Genomic DNA, 19,666 nt, shown 5'->3' with positions numbered 1-19,666 from the left:
AACGTGGCCGCGCTTCCCGGCGTCTTCGGTGGCGGAGCCCGTGTCGCCGATCGGCTCTCGTGGGGGTAGGGGCCGCAGGGGCCACCCCGGGCCGAGTTCTCCGTGGCCTGATTGGTTGCCTCCGTGGCGCGGAATGGGTGATGAGATTCGCCATACCATTCCAATTCGGGCATTTGGTCTAAGGTGGGTGAGATTGTCTGACGGAGGTACGAGATCCACAGCGCAGGTAACCGGACCACCCATCGACCGCGGACCACCGAAGGGCTCCAGCCATGACCGTGAACACCCCCGAGAACCTCTCCCAGGACCTCGCCGCACGGCTGCCCGAAGCCTGGGCCGCCACTCCGTTGACCGTCGTCATGCCGACGTACAACGAGGCGGGGAACCTGCCCGGCATGGCCGAGGCCCTGATGGCGCTCCCGCTGACCGGCCTGCGCCTCCTCGTCGTCGACGACTCCAGCCCGGACGGCACCGGTGAGATCGCCGAGCGCTTCGCCGAGCGGTACGGCAGCGCCCGCATGAGCGTCCTGCACCGCACGGAGAAGGACGGCCTCGGCCGGGCCTACGCCGCGGGCATGGCGCGGGCCGTCGCCGAGGGCGCGCACTACGTACTCCAGATGGACGCGGACGGCAGCCACCCCGTGGCCAAGGTCGCCGAGCTGCTCGGGGTCGCCCTCGCCACCGACGCGGGGGTCGTCATGGGCAGCCGGTACGTCCAGGGCGGCACGCTCTCGGACGCCTGGGGCGCCCACCGCAAGCTGCTCTCCCGCTGGGCCAACGCCTACGCGGGCACCATCCTCGGCACCCGCGTCCGCGACATCACCGGCGGCTTCAACCTCTGGCGCGCGGACGCCCTGCGCGCCATCGACCTGGCCTCCGTGGACAGCGCGGGCTACAGCTTCCAGGTCGAGATGAAGTACCGCGCGCTGCGCCGCGGCTTCGGTGTCATGGAGGTGCCGATCCACTTCGAGGACCGCACGGTCGGCGAGTCGAAGATGAACCTGATGGTGCAGCTGGAGTCGATCGTCATGCCGTGGAAGCTGCGGCTCGACGCGAGAGCGTCCGCGCGCGGCTCGGGGGCGCGCGGATGACGGCGCCCACGCTCCAGGAGGCGCCGCCCGCCGCCCCGCCCGCCCTGCCGGCGTCGCCGCCCGCCGCGCCCGCCTCGACCTCGCGCGGCTGCGCAGGCTGGCCCTGGAGCTGGTGAAGTTCGGTGTGGTCGGCGGCAGCGGGGTCGCCGTCAACCTCCTCGTCTTCAACCTCCTCCTGCACGGCTTCGGTTCGCCTCCGATGACGGCGACGGTCCTGGCCAGCTGCGTGGCCATGGGCACCAACTACCTCGGCTTCCGCTTCTTCGCCTACCGCGACCGCGCCTCGCGCACCAAGCGGCAGATCGCCCTCTTCTTCGTCTTCAGCGGGATCGGCGTCGCGATGGAGAGCGTCCTGTTCTACGCGGCGTACCACGGCGCGGACATGAGCGGACCGATCGGCTCGAACATCGCCAAGGCGCTGTCGATCGTCCTGGCCTCGGCGTTCCGCTTCCTGGTCTACCGGACGTGGGTCTTCCAGCACGATGCGCGTCGCCACTAAGGGGGGCATACGGGCCCCGCTGCGTGTTCTCGTACCGCACGCCTTCGCCCTGCTGCTTGTCGCCCTGCTCCTCCTGGTTATCGTCCGGCTGCCCTGGGCGGGCGACCTCGGCATCCACGCGGCGACGATCGAACGCCTGCGCAACGACCCACTGCACCCCGGCAACCCCCTGGTCGACGCCGACACCCCGAGCCCTTACTACTCGCCCTGGACCCTGCTGCTCGGCTGCCTGGCGAAGGCGACCGGGCTCGGCACGTTCGTGGTGCTGCGGGTGGCGGCGGCGGCGGGGCTGGGGCTGCTGGCGACGGGCGTCGGCCACTTCGTACGTACGTTCAGTACGCGCCGCGGGGTGATGCCGCTGGCGGTGCTGTGCCTGCTGCTGCTCTGGGGCCCGGGGCTGTTCAACTGGAGCGGTTTCCTGGGGTTGAATTCCCTGGCGCTGACGGTCTCGTATCCGAGTACGTTCGCGCTCGGACTCTCCTTCCACTTCTGGGCGCTGCTGCGGAAGGCGTTGCGCTCGGCCGCGGGGTGGCGGGTGTTCCTGGGGCTCGGGGCGCTGTGGGCGGTGATTCTCCTGTCCCACCAGTTCACGGGCGTGGTCGCGTCGTTCGGGGCGCTGGCGATGGTGCTCGGGGCGCGGCCGTGGCCGGGGCGGGCGGTGCTGCTGCGGGTGGCGGGCGGCCTGGCGCTCGGGTTCGGGGTGTTGGCGCTCTGGCCGTACTACTCCTTCTTCGACCTGTTCGGTGCGGGTGGCCTGGAGGAGATCCACCGCTCCCTGTACCGGAACCTGCTGCCGCACTTCGGCCTCGCGCTGCTGGGCGTGGCGGCGCTGGCGGTGCGGTGGCGCAGGGATCGCCGCGACCCCCTGGCCCTCTTCTTCGCGCTCGGCACGCTGATGTTCGCGGCGGGCGGCCTGACCGGCCACTACTCGTGGGGCAGGGTGCTGCCCGCCGCCCTGCTCCCGGCGCAGGTGGCGGCGGCGCTGGAGGTCTTCGAGGCGGGCGCTCTACGCAGGGCCTTCGCCGCCCTGCTGGGCGCGGCGCTGCTGCTGGGCGCGTGGACGCAGGCGGGAACGCTGGGGTATGTGGTGCCGCGGGGGGTGCTGCCGGGTCCGGTGGCCGCGAAGTACCGGCCGCCGTGGACGGGTTACCACTGGCTGACGTCGTCGCGGGTGCGGGTGCGTTACGGCGACGTGGTCATGGCGAAGACGTTCCCTGCCCGCCAGATCCCGGCGTACGGGCCCTACACGGTGGCCCCAGGCTATCCGGACTTCTTCCTGCCGGATGAGGGGGAGCGGGTGGCTGCGGTACGGGAGTACTTCGCGCCGGGCACGGCACGGGCGGAGCGGCTGGGCATTCTGCGGCGGTACGGGGTGCGGTGGGTTGTGGCGTATCCGGGGGACGGGGGGTTGCGCGCCGACGATCCCGCGCTGCGGGAGGCGGGGGTGGGGCCTAGGGGGCAGGTGTTGTATGAGGTGATGGGGTGAAGCGGGGCGGTCGACCGGCGTGCGCACTGCAGCCGTGAGGACGGTCGGGGTGCGCCTCGGTCATTCGATCCTGATCTCGTAGCGGAGCCGCTGGCGGTGGGCCGGCATGAGGATCATGTCGGCCTGGATCGGTCGGTCGTCGCCGTCCAGGGTGACCCTGTTCAGCCGGAGGACCGGTTCGTCGCCGCCCAGGCGCAAGGTCTCGCGCTCGCCCGCCGTGGGCATGCGGGCGGTGACGTCCTCGCGGACGCGTACGCCGACGTGTCCGAGTTCGGCGAGGAGCGTGACGGCTCCACCCCGGATCTTGCCTGTCCCGGCGAGGCGGGTGCCGCGGGCGATCTCCACGGGGTAGTAGGTGTCCGTCAACTCGCAGGGCAGGACGTCGTATTCGATGACCCTGCGGCGCACGACGACTGGTTCCCCGGCGGCCACACCGAGCAGGGCGGCGACCTCCTCCGGCGCGGGCACCTCACCGGCATACACGATGCGCTGGCTGCCCTTGCCGCCCCGGGAGGCGGCCTCTTCGCCCCAGGCGTCGGGCTGCCCCTGCTCCCGGGGCGTCAGGTACGGCATCGAGGTACTGACCCAGGTGGGGTCGCTCATGGCATTCTCCTGCTGGCCGATAGCGGCGGACTTGCTCGTCCACACGGTAAGGAAACGACTGCACGACGCCCGGCTCTACGTCTCCGAACTCGCCACGAACACCGTGCTGCACGGTGTCCGGCCTGGGCGGGAGTTCAGTCTGTGCCTTGTCCTGGACGTCCCGCTCGTCCGTGTCGAGGTGGCGGACCGGATGATCATCGTGCGTCGTCGTTCGTCTCACGCGCCAGGCCCCCGAGGCTTTGGAGCGTCCCCCGGGAGCCGTAAGGCGCCCGGGGGCTTCAGTGCTTGGCCGGTGCTTCCAGCTCTGCCCAGACGACCTTGCCCCAGCGCTTCCGGTCGTAGCCCCATCTCCGGCTCAGCGCCTCGACGAGGAACAGGCCGCGCCCCTCCTCGGAGTCGTCGTCGGGGTCTCCCCTCTCGGGTACGTCCTTGCACTTGTCGGCCACGCCGATACGGACCACGCCATCCGCGGGCCGGGTCACTAGGACGCGGACCACTCGGCACCGGGTGTGGTCGATGGCGTTGTTGACCAGCTCGGCGACGATCAGCACTCCGACCTCGGCCAGTTCGCCTATCCCCCAGGCGTGCAGGGCGGTGGAGACGAGCAGACGCGCCCGGCGAGCGGACGCAGGCTTGCACGGCATCGTCTCGGTGTATCCGGGGTTGCCGGTCGCGGTAGGGCTGGCCGCGCTCATGGTCACAGGAACATCCCCTCCGGGGTGAACGCCCGCCCCCGCGCCAGGGTGGCGTCGTGACGGGCTCTCCTCCATGCCGTCGAGGGAAGGGCAACCAGACCTCGACGAGCTGATACCCAGTCAACGGCCGACGGCTGTCGCGGAACAGGAAAGGCCGGGCTCTCGCCGACTCCCTCGAACCGGAAGACTTTGCGTACCCGTTACAAGGGGTCTGGCTCGGTCATGTCCGCACGTCTACCGTCGACGGCATGGGAGCGAACGTCGTCCTGAAGAGCCGGATGGACGAACTCGGGCTCACCCAGGAAGAATTGGCCGGTCGGATGAACGCTGCGTTGGCAGGGATCACCGGCAGGCCCGGTGACGTCTCCGCCCGCACGATCCGCAATCTGCTGAACGGGACGTCCCGCCGCCCCATCGGGCGTACATGCGCAGCTCTTGAGCGGGTGTTCGGATGCCCTGTCGAGCACCTGGGGCTCAGCGCACCACGCACCATGCACCACCCGCAGGAGGACCCCGTGCGGCGCCGCACCTTCATCGCCTCGGCCACCGGGACCGCGGCCGCCACGGTTCCGCTGGTGGCCCAGCGCCGGGCGGTCGGCATGGCGGACGTGGCCCGGGCCGCTGCCGGGCTGCACGCGCTCGTCACGACTGACCAGCGGCAAGGCGGGCACACCGATCTGGAGGAAGCCGCCCTCAAAGGCCGCGACAGCGTGCTGGAACTGCAGCGGCGCAACGCCGGCGAACGCGTCCGCCGAGCCCTGTACGCGCTGGCCGCCGACTACACGTATGCGGCCGCATGGTCCTGCATCGACGCCCGCGACCTCGACCAGGCGCAGAGATATCTGAACGAAGCCACGACGTACGCCGGACTTTCCCAGGACGGCCCCACAGAAGTGAGCGTGTGGGTCAGCATGGCGAGTCTCGCCGCGCAGCGTCACGACTGGCACGAAGCCTTCGCGGCCGCTCAGGCGGCACAAGCCTCTCAAGCGGCCCGCCGCGACCCGTTCTTCGATTCTTTGGGACGCATCCGCGCCGCTCTCGCGTACGCGGCGCTCGGCGACAGCCGCGGTGCCCTCCGCTCACTGGGGTCTGCCCAGGACGCTCTCGCGAAGGCCCCGGAGCGCGAACGCCCCCAGTGGACGGCCTTCTACAGCCAAGCCGAACTCGACCATCTCGGCGCCATCGTCAACAACCGCAGCCGACGCCACGCCCACGCCGAAGCCATGGCGCACCGTGCGCTGGCCAGAATCCCGCCCGGCTTCCGCCGAAACCGATCCCTCGCGACCGCACAACTTGCCCTCGCGCAGCTGCACCAGGGAGACGTCGAACAGGCCACAGCCACTGCCGCCGACGTCTTCACGATCATGGACGGCGATCCGCTTCCAGGGCGCCTGCGCATCCTCATCGGCGACTTCCACCGGGACCTTTTCGCCCTGGCCCCCTCCACCGCCTGCGCACGCGACTGGGCGGACCGCATGCGAACCGAATGGAGCTGAGCGTGATCAACCTGCGGCACTTCGAGTACGGACACCTCTCCGACGGCTTCCGGGAACTGCTCGTCGACGTCCACGCCGACGCCTATGCCGACGCCATGGACGACCCGTTCAACCAGCGCTTCCCTTGGTTCGTCGACCACTGGTCGAGCAGGGAGGGTTTTACCTGCGTCGTGGCGTACGACGAGGACGAACCGACCGGTTTCGCCTACGGCGCCCCGCTCGCCCCCGGCCGCGAATGGTGGCGCTCCACCGGATACCGGCCAAAGGACGGCCGCTCCTCCACCTACGCCGTGTCCGAGGTGATGGTGCGCCCGCGCTGGCGCAAACGCGGCATCTCCGAGCGCCTGCACGGAGCACTGTTGAAGGAGCGCACGGAAGACCTCGCCGTGCTCCTGGTCGACGTGACCCACCCCAAGGTACGGGCCCTCTACGAGTCGTGGGGGTACACCGGGGTCGGCGAGCAGCAACCGTTCGCCGACTCCCCGGTGTTCGCGGTCATGGTCAAGGACCTTCGAGCACCCTGCGGTACCTCCACGAGGCCCGAGAGCTGAAGGACTGCAAGGTCACCGCGCCACGCTCGCCACCAACCGCACAACCCCCCGCACCCGCGCCCCCGCCTTCCTCCCCGCCCTGTGCGCCAGGGGGCGTACGACCTTCGCCGTCACGCCCACCGGTGTCCAGCGCAGCTGGAGGCGGCCCGAGGCGCGGCCTTCCGGTTCCACCGTGACCTCGTGGGGGAGCGCGCCACCCCGGTAGTCGATGCGGGCCCGCAGGGTGGGGAACGTCAGGGGAGCCAGGAGCAGGGACGTGTTGCGCAGGGTGCCCGAGGTCAGTTGCAGGACCGGGTGGCGGGTGCCCTCGAAGCCGTTGAGGGGGAGGGGGGCCGCCGTCAGGTCCAAGTGGGCCGTGCCTTCGAAGACGCCGGGGCGGACCGGGTCCAGGCGGAAGGGGGTCTTCATGCGGCGGTGGCCCGGGGCCAGGAGGAGCGTGGCCACCTGGGGGCCCACCGGCAGCCGCAGGCCCGGGTCGTACGTGCGGATCGTGAGGACGACCGTGGCTCCCGGGCCGCGGTCGACCCGGGTGATCTCGTGGCGGAACTGGGCGCTGGGGAAGGGACGGGAGTCCAGGCCCTGGTCCGTCAGGTCCAGTTCGGCGCGGGACCTCTCCGACTCCGGGACGTACGCGCCCCAGTACACCCGGCCCTCCGCGTCCATCGACGTCTCCCGTGGCGCCACCCCGTGGCCCAGGCCCCGCGCCGCCAGTCGCGCGTCCGCCAGGCGGTTGTCGCGGATCAGCTGGAGGACGACCCGCTCGGCGCGGGGCAGGCGGGCGTACGCACCGGGGGACAGTTCCGCCAGGTACGGGTTCACAAGGTCCGCGAAGCCCGTCAGCCACTCCTCGTCACGGAACGGCAGGTCACCCGCGTACATCCGGAAGTCGTGCTTCAGGAACTTGTAGTCCTTCGCTTCCTTGATGCCCTCGTGGCCGCTCGTCTGCAAGAAAGCGTCTATCAGGCGCTGTACGTGGATGCGGTCCCGTACGTTCGTCAGCTTGTGGCGCTGGTTCGAGATCGATGCCGACTCCGCCGCCTCGTAGGGGGCTATGTACCAGCGGTAGACGGGGTCCGGGATCACCGTGAAGGACTTCGCCAGGCAGTACGCCTGCGCCGAGAACAGCTGGTCCTCGTAGTGGATGCCCTCCGGGAAGCGCAGGTCGTTGCGGTCCAGGAACTCCCGGCGGTACATCTTGCTCGTGGACAAGTGCTCGAAAAGCAGAGCCGGTTCCACCTCGATTCCCTCCACCGTGCGGTGCTCCGCCACCAAGTGCGGCATCCACGTCGACGTGCGGCCCGTGTCCACCCGGACCCGCTCCACCGCCCCCATCGCGAAGTCCACCTCGCGCTCGCGGTGCGCCGCGAGCAGCAACTCCACCGCTCGCTCCGGGAGTTCGTCGTCGCTGTCCAGGAACATCAGGTACGGGGCGCGCGCGATGTCCAGGGCGCGGTTGCGCGGCGCGCTGCATCCGCCGCTGTTCTCCGGGAGGCGCAGATACGTGATGCGGTCGTCCTGCGCCGCCAACCGCCGTGCCACGGACGGCGTGTCGTCCGTCGAGTGGTCGTCGCTGATGACGATCTCGATGTTCTCGTGCGTCTGGCGGCGCAGGGACGCCACCGCGCGCGGCAGCCGTTCCGCGTCGTTGTAGACGATCACCGTCACGGTGACATCGGGTGTCCACGTCATCGGGTCGTCGCCTCCTCGGGCGTCGGGGCCGGGGTGCGCTCGTCCACCGGGGTCACGGGCGGCAGCGACTCCTCGCTCTCGCCGAGGAAGACGCGGCGCACGACCCGCTCGGCGGCGCGCCCGTCGTCGTACTCGCAGAAGCGCTCGCGGAACGCCTTGCGTGCCTTGGCGGCCGACTCGTCGTGCCACGCCTCGGACGTGAACACCTCCGTCAGCTCCTCCTGCGTGCGCGCCACCTTGCCCGGCGCCTCCACCATCAGGTCGAAGTAGACGCCGCGCGTCTTCGCGTACGTCTCCCAGTCGTCGGCGTAGACGACGATCGGTCGGTCCAGGTTGGCGTAGTCGAACATGATCGAGGAGTAGTCCGTGATCAGGGCGTCCGCCGCGAGGGAGAGGTCCTCCACCGGGTCGTACGACGAGACGTCGATGATCCGGCCGCTCTTGCGCAGACCCGCCAGCGGCGACGTCGCGCCGCCGTAGAAGTAGTGGCCGCGCACGAGCAGGACCGTGTCCTCGCCGAGGCGGTCGGCGAGCGTGGCCAGGTCGAGGCGCGGGGTCCAGGCCGCCTCGTAGTCGCGGTGGGTCGGCGCGTAGAGGATCGCCCGCTTGCCCGGCGCGATGCCGAGCCGCTCGCGGATCGCGCGGATGTCGGCGGCCGTCGCGCTGTAGAAGACGTCGTTGCGCGGATAGCCGTAGTCGAGGGACTCGTAACGCGAGGGGTAGGCGCGTTCCCACATCTGTGTGGAGTGGCTGTTCGCGGAGACGCTGTACGTCCACTTGTCGACGCGCTCCAGCAGGCTGTGGAAGTTCAGGCCCTTGGCCGCCGCCGGGTAGTCGAGCTGGTCGAGGCCCATCCGCTTGAGCGGCGTGCCGTGGTGGGTCTGGACGTGGATGGCGTCGGGGCGCTTGACGACCGCGTTGGGGAAGTTGACGTTGTTCACCAGGTACTTGGCGCGCGCCAGCACCTCCCAGTAGCGGCGCGTGCCGGGCACGACGTGGTCGGTGCCGGGCGGCAGCAGCGGGACGTTCGCCGCCGAGACGACCCACACCGGGTGGATGTGCGGGGCGAGTTCGGCGAGCTTCGCCGCGATGGCGGCCGGGTTGCACGCCACGCCCCGGTCCCAGTAGGCCGTGAAGACCGCGAGGCCGGGGTCGACGGGGCGCTCCAGCTCCCTGCGGTAGCGCAGGTCGCGGACCTTCACGCCCACCTTGTGCTTGCGCGCCACGACCGCCGAACGCAGCTTGCGGCGCTGCTGGTTGGCGGTCTGGAAGGTGCGGTACTTCGTGTACGCGTCCTCTTCGAGGATGCGGCGCCGCACGCCCTCCAGGCCGCCCGGCCGACGGTACCCCTCGGGCCGCCACGCGACGGCGGCCTTCGAGGCGCGGTGGAAGAACTCCCTGCGGACGGGGTCGGGCAGCTTCTCGCGGGCGATCACCCGCAGGCAGTCGCCGGCCATCACGTCGTAGAGCGCGGCGCGGGGAGCGGCCGGCAGGCCGAGGTCCGCGGTGAGGGCGAGCAGCGACTCATAGCGGTCGATGACGCCGAAGCGCTCCTCGGGGCGGCCGGTGGGCAGGCTCTCGGCGCGCAACTCCCGTACGTTCAACGCCACTTGGTCCAGCGTCGCGATACGGCCTGCCAGGAGCAGCGCCGCGTACGCCGCGTACGTCTCGTCATGCCCCGCCAGGTGCTCCGCGTGCTCCCGCCAGAACTCCGCCCGCAGCACGCGGTTGCCGAGCAGCGGCGTGACGCGCAGCAGGTCCGGGCAGTCCGCCGGCGGCAGATCGCGGCGGCCCTGCCTGGCGAGGTGCTTGCCGTCGGGGCTCGGCATGCCCTGGTGGCGCCACGTCGAGCGGACGTGGTCGGCCACGAGTACGTCCACGCCGGCGGGGAGATCCAGCACGCGGTCCGCCACCGTACGCGGCGCGCCCGTCGGCACGGTGTCCTTGCTGCGCACGAAGTGCAGCCACCGGCCGCCCGCCCGCTCGGCGCCCGCCACCCGCGCCGCCGCGTCGTCCGTGCCCTCGGGCAGCGGGACGACGGTGACGCCCGGCCGGCCGGCCGCGGTGTCCCGCGCGGAGCCACCCACCGCGGCGACGATCACCTCGACGCCCGGCGAGGCCTGCGCGGCGAGGGCGTCCAGGCCGGCGGCCAGGTGGCCCTGGACGTTGCGGCCGTACACGACCACGCTCAGCACGGGCCCGGCGGTGACGGCGCTCTGTTCCTCGGGCATGGCGGTGCTCCCCTCCTGCGTACTCATGCGGTGGTCGTCCCTCGGTGGGCCAGCATCCGGTCCACGACGCGGCGCGCGGCCTGCCCGTCGTCCAGGTCGCAGAACTCGGCGCGGAAGTCGTCGTACGCCCGTCCGTACGGCGCACTCATCGCGTCCACGTCGCGCAGTGCCGCGATCAGTTCGTCGGAGGTCGGGAGCAGCGGGCCCGGCGCGCGCTCGACGAAGTCGAAGTAGAAGCCGCGCAGCCGGTCGCGGTAGTGCTCCAGGTCGTACGTGAAGAACAGCATCGGACGGCCCGTCACGGCGAAGTCGAACATCACCGAGGAGTAGTCGGTGACCAGGACGTCGGCGATCAGGAGCAGGTCCATGATGTCGGGGTAGCCGGCCACGTCCCACACGAAGCCGTCGCCCGCGCCCGGTACCGGCTCCACGATGTGCGCGTGCGGGCGGATCAGCAGGACGTGGTCGTCGCCCAGTTCGTGCCGCGCCTTCTCCAGGTCGATGCGCAGGTCGAGCAGGAAGCCGCCGCGGTGGCGCTGCTTGTCCTCGCGCCACGTCGGGGCGTAGAGGACCACCTTCTTGCCCTCGGGCAGGCCGAGCGCGCGGCGTACGCGGGCGGCGCGCTCGGCGCGGTCGGGGGCGAGCAGCACGTCGTTGCGGGGGTAGCCCGCCTCCAGGAGTTCGCCCTCCACGTCGCCGCCGAACCGGAAGGCGCTGCGCATGATCGGCGTGCTGAACCGGTTGGGGGAGAGCAGCATCGTCCACTGGTGGCGCTCGCGGTCCAGGTCCATCAGGTACTGGGTGCTCGCGAAGTGGTCGTTGTCGAAGTCGAAGCCGATCCGCTTGAGCGGCGTGCCGTGCCAGGTCTGGACGATCTGCTGGCCCTCGCGCCGCTCCAGCCAGCGCGGGAAGTGCGTGTTGCCGACGATGTAGCGGGAGCGGGCCATCGCCTCGTAGTACTCGGGGCTGTGCACGCGCACCGCCTTGGCGGTGGCCGGGACCTGGCACTGGCCGTCCTTGACGACCCACAGGTGCTCGACCGGCAGGCCCCGGCGGACCATCTCCTCGTGGATCGCGCGCGGCGAGTCGCCGTACATGCGGCCGCCGAAGACGTCGTACAGGACGGCCTCGCGCAGCGGCTCGTGGCGGGCGGCCGGGTAGGCCTCGGTGCGCAGCCTCGTCTGGCGGTAGCGGCTGCGCTCGTCGGGGCGCAGTTCGGAGTGGGCCATCAGGGCCAGCTGGTCGTACTGCCGGACCTGAAGCTCGACGCGCTTGCCGTGCGCCACGACCTCCAGGGGCAGGTGCGCGTGGACGGGCGGGGCGAGCTGCACGGCGGTGCGGGAGCCGTCCGGCTTCTGCACGGACGGCCACCAGAAGCCGGCCCGCAGGGGGGTGGCGCCCGCGTGGGCGTGGGTGGGGGCGGGGACGAAGCGCGCTGTGAAGCGGCCGCCCTCGGCGCGGGCGGGGAACGTGTACTCGTGGCCCGACCAGGTCTGGCGCAGGACCAGTTCGAGGTCGCAGGCGCCCTGGGCCGGATAGCTGCCGGTGAGGGTGACAGTGCCGTCGGGGGCCACGGAGACGCGGTCGACCAGCGGCTGCGCGGGCTGGTCGCAGAGCTGGAGGTAGCCGCCGGGGCTGCGGCGGGCGTACATCGCGCGGTCGCCGTGCGGGAACTGGGCGCCGGAGAAGCCTTCGCGGTCGTCCAGGATGAGGGCGAGGCGGGTCGACCTGGCCCCAGCCTCAGCCCCGGCCTCGGTCCCGGTCCCGGTGACGATCTCCACCGACATGTCCCACCGGCCGATCGACCGCTCCGCCTGCGTCGGCCGCAGGCGCTCGTGGTCCTCGCGGACCTCCGTCAGGGCCGCCGTGTCCACCTGGGCGGTGAACGGGACGTGGCCCTCGCGCGGGACGCCGAGGTCCAGCGGGACCGTGCGGATCGTGCCGGACTCGCGGTGGCGCATGCGCAGCCGGGCCGCGCCGTCGGGTGCCGTGCGCAGCACACCGCGTACGAGGAGGCCGCTGCCCTCGGCGCGGACCTCCAGGGCGCGCGCGTGCGCCGTCTCCACGCGGATGGCCAGTTCGCCGTCCTGGATCTGCGGGGCGACGCGGACGTCCTCGGTGACCCAGTGCGCGGGCGGCGTCTGCCCGGAGCCCGTGCCCGCGCCGTACAGCGGCCCGCGCCGCGGCGTCGAGCCCGTGCCGGCCACGGCGACACGCACGTACCACAGGCCGTCCACCCACTTGCCGCGGTGCCGCAGCCGCGCCGGGTTCACCAGCGCCCCGAAGCCCGCCCAGTCGGCGTGCCGGAACTCGGCGCCCGAGGCCACGGTGGCCTCCGGGTCGAGATGGGCGCGGGCAGGCACGAGGACCCTGCGGCGGCTGCCCTTCTCCTTCAGGATCAGCGACTTCAGCGCCTTGCTCCGCGACTCGGCGCCGAGCTGGCGCGGGAACGCCCAGCCGGACAGCCACAGCTTGCCGTCGTGCCAGGCGGCCTCATCGAGGCGGCTGCGCAGCCGCAGCTCGGGGCCGAGGCGCAGCACCGCGTCCGGCACCGGGGCGGCCGGGTCGAGGAAGGGGTAGTCGGCCTTCGGGTGCAGCGTCCCGGTGACCGGGATCGAGCCGCCGTGCTCCTTCTCGAACTCCAGCTGCGCGATCAGCTCGTCCAGGCGCCGGTGCACGGTCAGATACAGCTTCAGCTTGTGCGGCACGTGCAGCGCGCGCACCGCGTCCTGCCCGATCTCCCGGACGAGGCGGCCCACGTGCTCCAGGAACGCCTCCTGGTACGCGGCGTCCGAGCCGGGCAGGACCCGCCAGAAGAGCGGGATCTCCTCGGCGAGGGCGTTGTTGTCGTAGACCCGCAGGTGTTCGGCGTACATCGGATCGTCGCCGACGCGTGCCAGCAGGAACTCGCGCACCATGCGGATCGACTTCACGCGGTCGATGAGCCCTTGCGGGTTGGTGCGGTTCTGCGTGATGGACCGCTCGCCGATCTCGCGCTCGCGCCAGTTGTAGATCGGCTCGCTCAGGACGTCCACGGCGTCCGCGAGGTAGTGCGCGGGGACGCTGACGGGGGCGTCCTCGTAGAGCATGGCCTCGGGGTACGCGAGCCGGTGCTTCTCCCAGAAGGAGCGGCGGTAGACCTTGTTCCACGCGGTGCGGTCGGTCAGCAGCGGGCGGAACTTCGAGACGTGCGTACGCAGCCGGGTCGCCGCGAACGGCACGCGGTGCACGGGCGACTGGACGTACCCGGCGGAGCGGAAGCGGGTGACGTTGCCCGCCGCGAAGTCCGAGCCGGTGGCGTCGAGCGTCTCGATGAGCAGGGCGTACGCCGTCGCGGGCAGCGTGTCGTCACTGTCCACGAACGCGAGGTACTCGCTGCCCGGGGACATCTCCCGCACGCCGGTGTTGCGCGCCGCGCCGAGGCCCTTGTTCTCCTGGGATATCAGGCGGAAGCGGGGGTCGGCCGCCGCGAAGGCCTCGGCGATGGCCGCGCTGCCGTCCGTCGACCCGTCGTCGACCATGACCACTTCGAAGTCCGTGAAGGTCTGGGCCGCCAGGGACTCCAGGCACTCGTCGAGGTAGAGCTCGACGTTGTAGACGGGGACGACAACACTCAGCCGTGGCTGCACGCGCACTCCTTCTGTTGCTAAACGCTCCCATAGTGTAAGGATGCGCATATTGATGCGACAAAAGGGCTACCTGTCCGGTTTTGAGCCGCGCGGTCACGCGAACCTCTCGTACTCCTTCAGTACGTCCGCCGTGGGGCCGTCCATCCGCAGCTCGCCGCGCTCCAGCCATAGCACCCGGTCGCAGGTGTCGCGGATCGACTTGTTGTTGTGGCTGACCAGGAAGACCGTGCCCGCGCGCTCGCGCAGCTCGCGGATGCGGGCCTCGGAGCGCTTCTGGAAGGAGCGGTCGCCGGTGGCCAGCGCCTCGTCGATGAGCAGGACGTCGTGGTCCTTGGCGGCCGCGATGGAGAAGCGCAGGCGGGCCGCCATGCCGGAGGAGTACGTACGCATCGGCAACGTGATGAAGTCGCCCTTCTCGTTGATGCCGGAGAAGCCGACGATGTCGTCGTAGCGCTCCGCCACCTGCTCGCGGCTCATGCCCATCGCGAGCCCGCCGAGGCGTACGTTGCGCTCACCCGTCAGGTCGTTCATCATCGCGGCGTTCACGCCGAGCAGGGAGGGCTGGCCGTCGGTGAAGATACGCCCGCGCTCCACGGGGAGCAGTCCCGCGACCGCCTTGAGCAGCGTCGACTTGCCCGAGCCGTTGGTGCCGATCAGGCCGATCGCCTCGCCCTTGAAGGCCGTGAAGGACACGTTCCTGACGGCGTGCACCGTGCGCGTGCCCGCGCGTGCCTCGGCCCTCCCGCGGCCGCCGATGATCCGGTTGAGCGCGGCGGTGGCGGTGCCGCGGCCCGCGCCGGTGCCGTGCACGCGGTAGACGATGTCGACCTGGTCGACGATGACGGTGGGGGCGGGGGTCCGCTCTGTCTCAGCCACGGCCGTACGTCTCCTCTGCCTTCCAGAAGTAGATGAACCCGCCGATCCCGGCGAGCAGCGCCCAGCCCAGCGCCCAGGCCCACACGTGGTGCGGGAGCTGGTCCGCCCGGAAGGTGTCGATCAGGGCGAACCGCATCAGGTCGATGTAGACGGCGGCCGGATTGCACTCCAGGAGGACCTGGACGGCGTGCGGCAGGCCCCGGTCCTTCAGGACCGCGTCGATGCTCCACATCACCCCGGATCCGTACATCCACGTCCGCAGCACGAACGGCATCAGCTGCGCGATGTCCGGCGTCCTGCTGCCGAGCCGGGCCATGACGAGCGCCAGGCCCGTGTTGAACGTGAACTGGAGTACGAGGACCGGGATCACCAGGAGCCAGGACGGCGCGGGCGGGACGCCGAAGCAGAGCAGGATCACGACGAGCGCGGCCATGGAGAACAGCAGCTGCTGGAGCTGTTGCAGGCAGTACGAGATGGGCAGCGACGCCCGCGGGAAGTGCAGGGCGCGGACCAGGCCGAGGCTGCCCGATATGGCACGGGTGCCGGCCATGACGGACGCTTGCGTGAACGTGAAGACGAAGACGCCGGTGACCAGGAACGGGACGTAGTCCTCCACGTCCCGCTTGGTGTCCATCAGGACGCCGAAGACGAAGTAGTAGACCGCCGCGTTCAGGAGCGGGGTCATCACCTGCCAGAGCTGGCCGAGCTTGGCCTGGCTGTACTGGGCCGTCAGCTTGGCCGTCGCGAAGGCGGTGATGAAGTGGCGGCGCCGCCACAGCTGCCGGACGTACGCGGGCAGGGAGGGGCGGGCGCCGCTGACGGTCAGGCCGTGCCGGGCGGCGAGTTCGGCGGGGGAGAGGGGGGCCGCCTGGGTGGGGGGTGCGGGCGGTGGTGCGTCGAGGTCCTGGCTCACATCCGTGGCTTTCGCTCGGGGAGGCTGCGGAGGGCTGCGGCGTACGTCGGGACGGTCCCGTATCGTCGCAACGCCGAGCGTAGGACCTCGTGACGTCGGAACGCAACCGTATCGTCGTGACGCCAGGCCCTGCTTATGCTGTCCGTATGACGACGAGCAGGCCAGAGGGTGAACAGGCGGGCGGGCCGGAGGGCGAGCAGCAGGGCGCGCCCACGGGGGCACGGCCGCGCCGCAGGGCGCCCGCCGGAGCGGCCGTGCTCCGCGAGGACGTGACCGAGGCCATCCGGGCCGCCGTCTTCGAGGAACTGGCCTCCGTCGGGTACGCGCGCATGTCCATCGAGGGCATCGCCCGCCGCGCGGGCGTCGGCAAGACCGCCGTCTACCGCCGCTGGCGCTCCAAGCTGCACCTCGTGCTCGACCTGGTGTCGGCCATAGCGGTCCAGGGGCTCCCCGCGCCGGACACCGGCTCCCTGGAGGGCGATCTGCGGCTGCTGTACGAGGTGACCTCACGCGCCCTGCGGCACCCCGTCGCCTCGCAGATCATCCCCGACCTCCAGGCCGAGGCGGCCCGCAATCCCGAGATCGCCGAGGCGCTCCAGAAGGCGCTGCGCGAAGGGCAGCACGGAGTCGCGAGCGGCATCGTGCGGGCCGCCGTCGAGCGGGGCGAGCTGCGGGAGGGGGCCGACGAGGAGCTGGCCCTCGACCTGGTGTCGGGGCCGCTCTACTGGCGCTCGGTGGTGGTGCGGGCCCAGCTGCCCAAGGGGTACCTGGGCCGGCTCGCGGCGGCCACGGCCGCCGGGCTGCGGGCGCTCTGAGCGGCGTCGGCCGTTGAAAGCGGCTGCTCAGGCGTCGCGGCGCCGCGTCACGTACAGCGTCACCGCCGTGCCGAGCGCCACGGCGCCCGTGGCGACGCTGATCAGGACCTGCTGGACGCCGTCGAAGACGAGGCTGGTCGAGACGTTGACGGCGACAGCGGCGGCCAGGACGAGCCAGAGCAGGGCCTTCATGGGGTGATTCCTTCCGGGGGCGGGTGGCCGGCGCGCCGTGCGGCGGCCCGGCACCCACGCTGTCACCGGTCGGCCGCCGCAACGACGGGGCGCTCCCCCGGACCGATGGTGGGGCCTGCTACACCCCCGGGCGGGCGCCCGCCTCCGGATGCAGCCGCACCCACCCCGCCCACGCCGAGGTGATCATGTCGCGCACGTCGCGCTTGGCCGTCCAGCCCAGTTCCGTGGCGACGCGGTCCGCCGCGGCCACCACGCGGGCCGGGTCGCCGGGGCGGCGGCCGGTGACCTCGGCGGGGATGGCGTACCCCGTCACGTCGTTGATGAGGTCCGTCATCTCGCGCACCGAGACGCCCTCGCCCCGGCCGACGTTGAGGGTCAGGTCCGTGCCGGGCGCCGCCGCCGCGAGCCTGCGGGCCGTCGCCACATGGGCCTCGGCCACGTCGACGACGTGGATGTAGTCGCGTACGCAGGTGCCGTCCGGGGTGGCGTAGTCCGCGCCGAAGACGCGGGGGGACTCACCGGCGGTGAGCTTCTCGAAGACCATCGGGACGAGGTTGTAGACGCCGGTGTCCGCCAGCTCGGGCGAGGCCGCCCCCGCCACGTTGAAGTAGCGCAAGGACGCCGTCGCCAGGCCGTGCGCGCGGCCGGTGGCCCGCACCAGCCACTCGCCCGCCAGCTTCGTCTCGCCGTAGGGGCTCATCGGCAGGCACGGTGTCTCCTCGGTGACGAGGTCGACATCCGGCATGCCGTACACCGCGGCGGAGGAGGAGAGGACGAAGGACGGGACCCCGGCCTCCACCACCGCTTCGAGGAGGACCCGCAGGCCTTCCACGTTCTCGCGGTAGTAGCGCAGGGGCTGTTCCACCGACTCGCCGACCTGCTTCTTCGCCGCCAGGTGGATGACGCCGGTGATGGCGTGGTCCTTCAGGGCGCGGGCGACGAGCTCCGCGTCCAGCGTCGAGCCGGTCACGAGCGGGACGCCCGCCGGGAGGCGTTCGGCGATGCCGGTGGACAGGTCGTCGTAGACCACGGCCCGCTCGCCCGCCTCCGTCATGGCGCGGACGACGTGCGCCCCGATGTATCCGGCGCCGCCGGTGATCAGCCAGGTCATGGTCGTCCTTGTCCCGTCTTGTCGCGCGTGTTCCGTGAAGGTGCAGTGTCGCAGAGCCGGTGTACGGGCCGTGTCAGCGGCCGGAAGCGCGCCCCAGGGAGACTCCGAGGGAACCCCTGAGGGAGCCCTTGAGGGAGTCGGCCAGCCGCGTGAGGCGCCGCTTCGCGACCCCGGCGACACCCCGCACGCCGGGGGCGAGCCGCACCGAGAGGTTCCCCGCCTGGGTGGCGTACGGCTGGACGAGCAGGACGCCGTGCCGCCCGTTCGGCACCACCGTGCGGCGCAGCAGCCCGGGTCCCGCGACGGCGTGGGCGGTGGACTCGCGCGTCGTCCCGTCGGCGAAGCGGACCCGCAGCCGCAGGTCCCACACGCCGCCGTCCAGTGACCCGAGGTCGAGCAGGACCTCCGCGGTCCAGGTCTCGCCGGGCCGCTCGGGGCCGAACGCCGCGGTCCTGCGCAGGCCCGGCAGGCCGCTGTGCCGGTGCACCAGTTCGACGTCGACGGTGTCGGGGCCCGCGGCCGCGACCCGCCCGTACAGCTCGCGCAGCCGCAGCGTGAGCCGGCTGCCGCCCGCGCGGGGCCGCAGCTCGCCGTCGACCGCGAGGGGGAGCAGCCGCACGGGGCGTACCAGCAGGTGCTCCAGGGTGACCTGGGGCAGGTCCGCCGCCCACACGGGCGTGCCGTCGGCCGCCCTCGGATACGGCGGCGCGAGCCGCGCGGGGCGCGCCGCCACCTGCTTGAGGCGGCCCAGGTCGCGCGGCTGTTCGGAGGCGAGGACGACGCGCGCGATGACGCGGCCCGGAGCGGGCGCGGCGTCGAGGTCGGCGGCGTCGAACGTCTCCAGGTACGCCCGCGTGAGCGCCCACCACTCGCGCCGGTACTCCTCGCCGCGCGCGGTCAGTTCACGGGCGTACATGCGCAGCCCGTGGTCGATGAACTTGGCGCGGGCCGCCCGCGCCAGCCGCTTGCCGCCGGGCCCCGGCGCGTCCCGCAGGATCTCCACGGCCTGGCGGTGGGCCTCCATGCGGGCCTGCCAGTTGGTGATTCCCGAGCGGTCCAGGGAGATGGAGAGTTTGGCGGCGGCGCGCCGCACGTGCCACACGTACACCGTGTCGGGGACGAGCGCGATGCGCGGGCCCGCGGCGAGCACGCGCGCGGTGAAGACGAAGTCCTCGTAGACGAAGCGGCCTTCGGGGAAGCGGATGCCGTGTTCGCGCAGGAAGCCGGTGCGGTAGAGCTTGTTGACGCAGAGCGTGTCGTGGACGAGGCGGGTGCGCAGCTCGGGCCGGGCGACGAGCCGGGCCTTGGCGTAGAGCTCCGGCTGCCAGGGCACCTCGCGGCCCGAGGGCAGTTCGCGGCGCACGCACAGCCCCGACGCGACCTCGGCGCCGTGCCGTTCGGCCGCGGCGAGCAGCGCGGCCGCCGCGCCGGGCGGCAGCACGTCGTCGCTGTCCAGGAACATCACGTACGGCGCCGACGCGGCGTCGATCCCGTCGTTGCGGGGGGTGCCGCAGCCGCCGCTGTTGCTCGCGCGGCGGATCACCCGCACGCGCCGGTCCCGCTCCGCGAGGCCGGCGAGGACCGCGTCGCTGCCGTCCGTCGAGCAGTCGTCGACGGCGATCACCTCGCGGACGACGGGGCCCTGGGCCAGCGCGGAGCGCACCGCGTCCGCGACATGGGCGGCGTCGTCGTAGCCGATCACGACGACGGAGACCTGGTCGGCGGACGGGTTAGGGGCGGATGGGTTCTGGGCAGTCGGGTGAGGCGGGATGCGGTCCACGGGGGAAAT

At 71.9% G+C, this 19,666-nt stretch carries 16 protein-coding genes and 1 pseudogene; 7 read left to right on the top strand and 10 right to left on the bottom strand.

Annotated features, from left to right (window positions below):
* Positions 1–272: 272 nt before the first annotated feature.
* The 3 genes from KKZ08_RS15120 to KKZ08_RS15110 all read left to right on the top strand — a co-directional run bounded on the left by KKZ08_RS15120 (position 273) and on the right by KKZ08_RS15110 (position 3,076).
* A complete protein-coding gene (locus KKZ08_RS15120; protein ID WP_223774944.1) occupies positions 273–1,091 on the top strand; it encodes a polyprenol monophosphomannose synthase in 819 nt (272 codons plus the stop codon).
* A 112-nt stretch (positions 1,092–1,203) separates the two neighbouring features.
* A complete protein-coding gene (locus tag KKZ08_RS15115; RefSeq protein ID WP_223774943.1) occupies positions 1,204–1,590 on the top strand; it encodes a GtrA family protein in 387 nt (128 codons plus the stop codon).
* Entirely contained in the window at positions 1,574–3,076 is a 1,503-nt protein-coding gene (locus KKZ08_RS15110; RefSeq protein ID WP_223774942.1) for a hypothetical protein, read from the top strand. Before KKZ08_RS15115 ends, KKZ08_RS15110 begins: the two co-directional genes overlap by 17 nt.
* Positions 3,077–3,136: 60 nt before the next feature.
* On the opposite strand, the gene KKZ08_RS15105 is transcribed toward KKZ08_RS15110, so the two are convergent.
* Entirely contained in the window at positions 3,137–3,679 is a 543-nt protein-coding gene (locus KKZ08_RS15105) for a UTRA domain-containing protein (protein WP_223774941.1), read from the bottom strand.
* Here KKZ08_RS15105 and KKZ08_RS15100 point away from each other — a divergent pair.
* Positions 3,678–3,866: pseudogene (locus KKZ08_RS15100) on the top strand (ATP-binding protein); the annotation flags it as partial. The gene KKZ08_RS15105 and the pseudogene KKZ08_RS15100 sit on opposite strands and share 2 nt — an antisense overlap.
* A gap of 91 nt (positions 3,867–3,957) precedes the next feature.
* Here KKZ08_RS15100 and KKZ08_RS15095 read toward each other — a convergent pair.
* Positions 3,958–4,374: an ATP-binding protein gene (locus KKZ08_RS15095; protein WP_127912532.1), complete on the bottom strand. Its 417-nt coding sequence runs from the start codon at positions 4,372–4,374 to the stop codon at positions 3,958–3,960.
* Positions 4,375–4,622: 248 nt separating this feature from the next.
* Here KKZ08_RS15095 and KKZ08_RS15090 point away from each other — a divergent pair, with 248 nt between their 5' ends.
* Both KKZ08_RS15090 and KKZ08_RS15085 read left to right on the top strand, forming a co-directional pair.
* A complete protein-coding gene (locus tag KKZ08_RS15090; RefSeq protein ID WP_223774940.1) occupies positions 4,623–5,870 on the top strand; it encodes a helix-turn-helix transcriptional regulator in 1,248 nt (415 codons plus the stop codon).
* Positions 5,861–6,421, top strand: a complete 561-nt coding sequence (locus KKZ08_RS15085) for a GNAT family N-acetyltransferase (protein WP_223774939.1) — start codon at positions 5,861–5,863, stop codon at positions 6,419–6,421. The genes KKZ08_RS15090 and KKZ08_RS15085 overlap by 10 nt, the downstream gene beginning before the upstream one ends.
* A gap of 12 nt (positions 6,422–6,433) precedes the next feature.
* Here KKZ08_RS15085 and KKZ08_RS15080 read toward each other — a convergent pair whose 3' ends face one another.
* The 5 genes from KKZ08_RS15080 to KKZ08_RS15060 all read right to left on the bottom strand — a co-directional run bounded on the left by KKZ08_RS15080 (position 6,434) and on the right by KKZ08_RS15060 (position 15,759).
* A complete protein-coding gene (locus KKZ08_RS15080) occupies positions 6,434–8,110 on the bottom strand; it encodes a glycosyltransferase family 2 protein (RefSeq protein ID WP_223774938.1) in 1,677 nt (558 codons plus the stop codon).
* Complete coding sequence (locus KKZ08_RS15075) at positions 8,107–10,341, bottom strand: CDP-glycerol glycerophosphotransferase family protein (protein ID WP_223779063.1); 2,235 nt, start codon at positions 10,339–10,341, stop codon at positions 8,107–8,109. Before KKZ08_RS15075 ends, KKZ08_RS15080 begins: the two co-directional genes overlap by 4 nt.
* A gap of 23 nt (positions 10,342–10,364) precedes the next feature.
* Entirely contained in the window at positions 10,365–13,970 is a 3,606-nt protein-coding gene (locus KKZ08_RS15070; RefSeq protein WP_223774937.1) for a bifunctional glycosyltransferase family 2 protein/CDP-glycerol:glycerophosphate glycerophosphotransferase, read from the bottom strand.
* 93 nt (positions 13,971–14,063) lie between these two features.
* Positions 14,064–14,846, bottom strand: coding sequence for an ABC transporter ATP-binding protein (locus KKZ08_RS15065; RefSeq protein ID WP_223774936.1), 783 nt, complete (start codon positions 14,844–14,846; stop codon positions 14,064–14,066).
* A complete protein-coding gene (locus KKZ08_RS15060; RefSeq protein ID WP_223774935.1) occupies positions 14,839–15,759 on the bottom strand; it encodes an ABC transporter permease in 921 nt (306 codons plus the stop codon). The genes KKZ08_RS15065 and KKZ08_RS15060 overlap by 8 nt, the downstream gene beginning before the upstream one ends.
* Before the next feature lie 146 nt (positions 15,760–15,905).
* On the opposite strand from KKZ08_RS15060, the gene KKZ08_RS15055 reads away from it, so the two are divergent.
* A complete protein-coding gene (locus KKZ08_RS15055; protein WP_223774934.1) occupies positions 15,906–16,574 on the top strand; it encodes a TetR/AcrR family transcriptional regulator in 669 nt (222 codons plus the stop codon).
* A 27-nt stretch (positions 16,575–16,601) separates the two neighbouring features.
* On the opposite strand, the gene KKZ08_RS15050 is transcribed toward KKZ08_RS15055, so the two are convergent.
* The 3 genes from KKZ08_RS15050 to KKZ08_RS15040 all read right to left on the bottom strand — a co-directional run bounded on the left by KKZ08_RS15050 (position 16,602) and on the right by KKZ08_RS15040 (position 19,648).
* Positions 16,602–16,766, bottom strand: a complete 165-nt coding sequence (locus tag KKZ08_RS15050) for a hypothetical protein (protein ID WP_223774933.1) — start codon at positions 16,764–16,766, stop codon at positions 16,602–16,604.
* 118 nt (positions 16,767–16,884) lie between these two features.
* Positions 16,885–17,877 carry a UDP-glucose 4-epimerase GalE gene (galE, locus tag KKZ08_RS15045; RefSeq protein WP_223774932.1) on the bottom strand — a complete coding sequence of 331 codons (993 nt, stop codon included), beginning with the start codon at positions 17,875–17,877 and terminating at the stop codon, positions 16,885–16,887.
* 73 nt (positions 17,878–17,950) lie between these two features.
* The gene (locus KKZ08_RS15040; protein WP_223779062.1) at positions 17,951–19,648 is read right to left on the bottom strand and encodes a glycosyltransferase family A protein; all 1,698 of its coding nucleotides are present in this window, start codon (positions 19,646–19,648) and stop codon (positions 17,951–17,953) included.
* Positions 19,649–19,666: the final 18 nt, after the last annotated feature.

The organism is Streptomyces sp. 135, from assembly GCF_020026305.1.
Lineage (GTDB): Bacteria > Actinomycetota > Actinomycetes > Streptomycetales > Streptomycetaceae > Streptomyces.
The sequence above is the reverse complement of the archived record's forward strand: the minus strand, read 5'-3'. Positions and strand labels throughout refer to the sequence as shown.

Coding starts and splice junctions, on each gene's coding strand:
- KKZ08_RS15120 (WP_223774944.1), top strand. CDS start 273: ATGACCGTGAACACCCCCGAGAACCTCTCCCAGGACCTCGCCGCACGG.
- KKZ08_RS15075 (WP_223779063.1), bottom strand. CDS start 10,341: ATGCCCGAGGAACAGAGCGCCGTCACCGCCGGGCCCGTGCTGAGCGTG.
- KKZ08_RS15090 (WP_223774940.1), top strand. CDS start 4,623: ATGGGAGCGAACGTCGTCCTGAAGAGCCGGATGGACGAACTCGGGCTC.
- KKZ08_RS15110 (WP_223774942.1), top strand. CDS start 1,574: ATGCGCGTCGCCACTAAGGGGGGCATACGGGCCCCGCTGCGTGTTCTC.
- KKZ08_RS15105 (WP_223774941.1), bottom strand. CDS start 3,679: ATGAGCGACCCCACCTGGGTCAGTACCTCGATGCCGTACCTGACGCCC.
- galE (WP_223774932.1), bottom strand. CDS start 17,877: ATGACCTGGCTGATCACCGGCGGCGCCGGATACATCGGGGCGCACGTC.
- KKZ08_RS15080 (WP_223774938.1), bottom strand. CDS start 8,110: ATGACGTGGACACCCGATGTCACCGTGACGGTGATCGTCTACAACGAC.
- KKZ08_RS15055 (WP_223774934.1), top strand. CDS start 15,906: ATGACGACGAGCAGGCCAGAGGGTGAACAGGCGGGCGGGCCGGAGGGC.
- KKZ08_RS15050 (WP_223774933.1), bottom strand. CDS start 16,766: ATGAAGGCCCTGCTCTGGCTCGTCCTGGCCGCCGCTGTCGCCGTCAAC.
- KKZ08_RS15085 (WP_223774939.1), top strand. CDS start 5,861: ATGGAGCTGAGCGTGATCAACCTGCGGCACTTCGAGTACGGACACCTC.
- KKZ08_RS15095 (WP_127912532.1), bottom strand. CDS start 4,374: ATGAGCGCGGCCAGCCCTACCGCGACCGGCAACCCCGGATACACCGAG.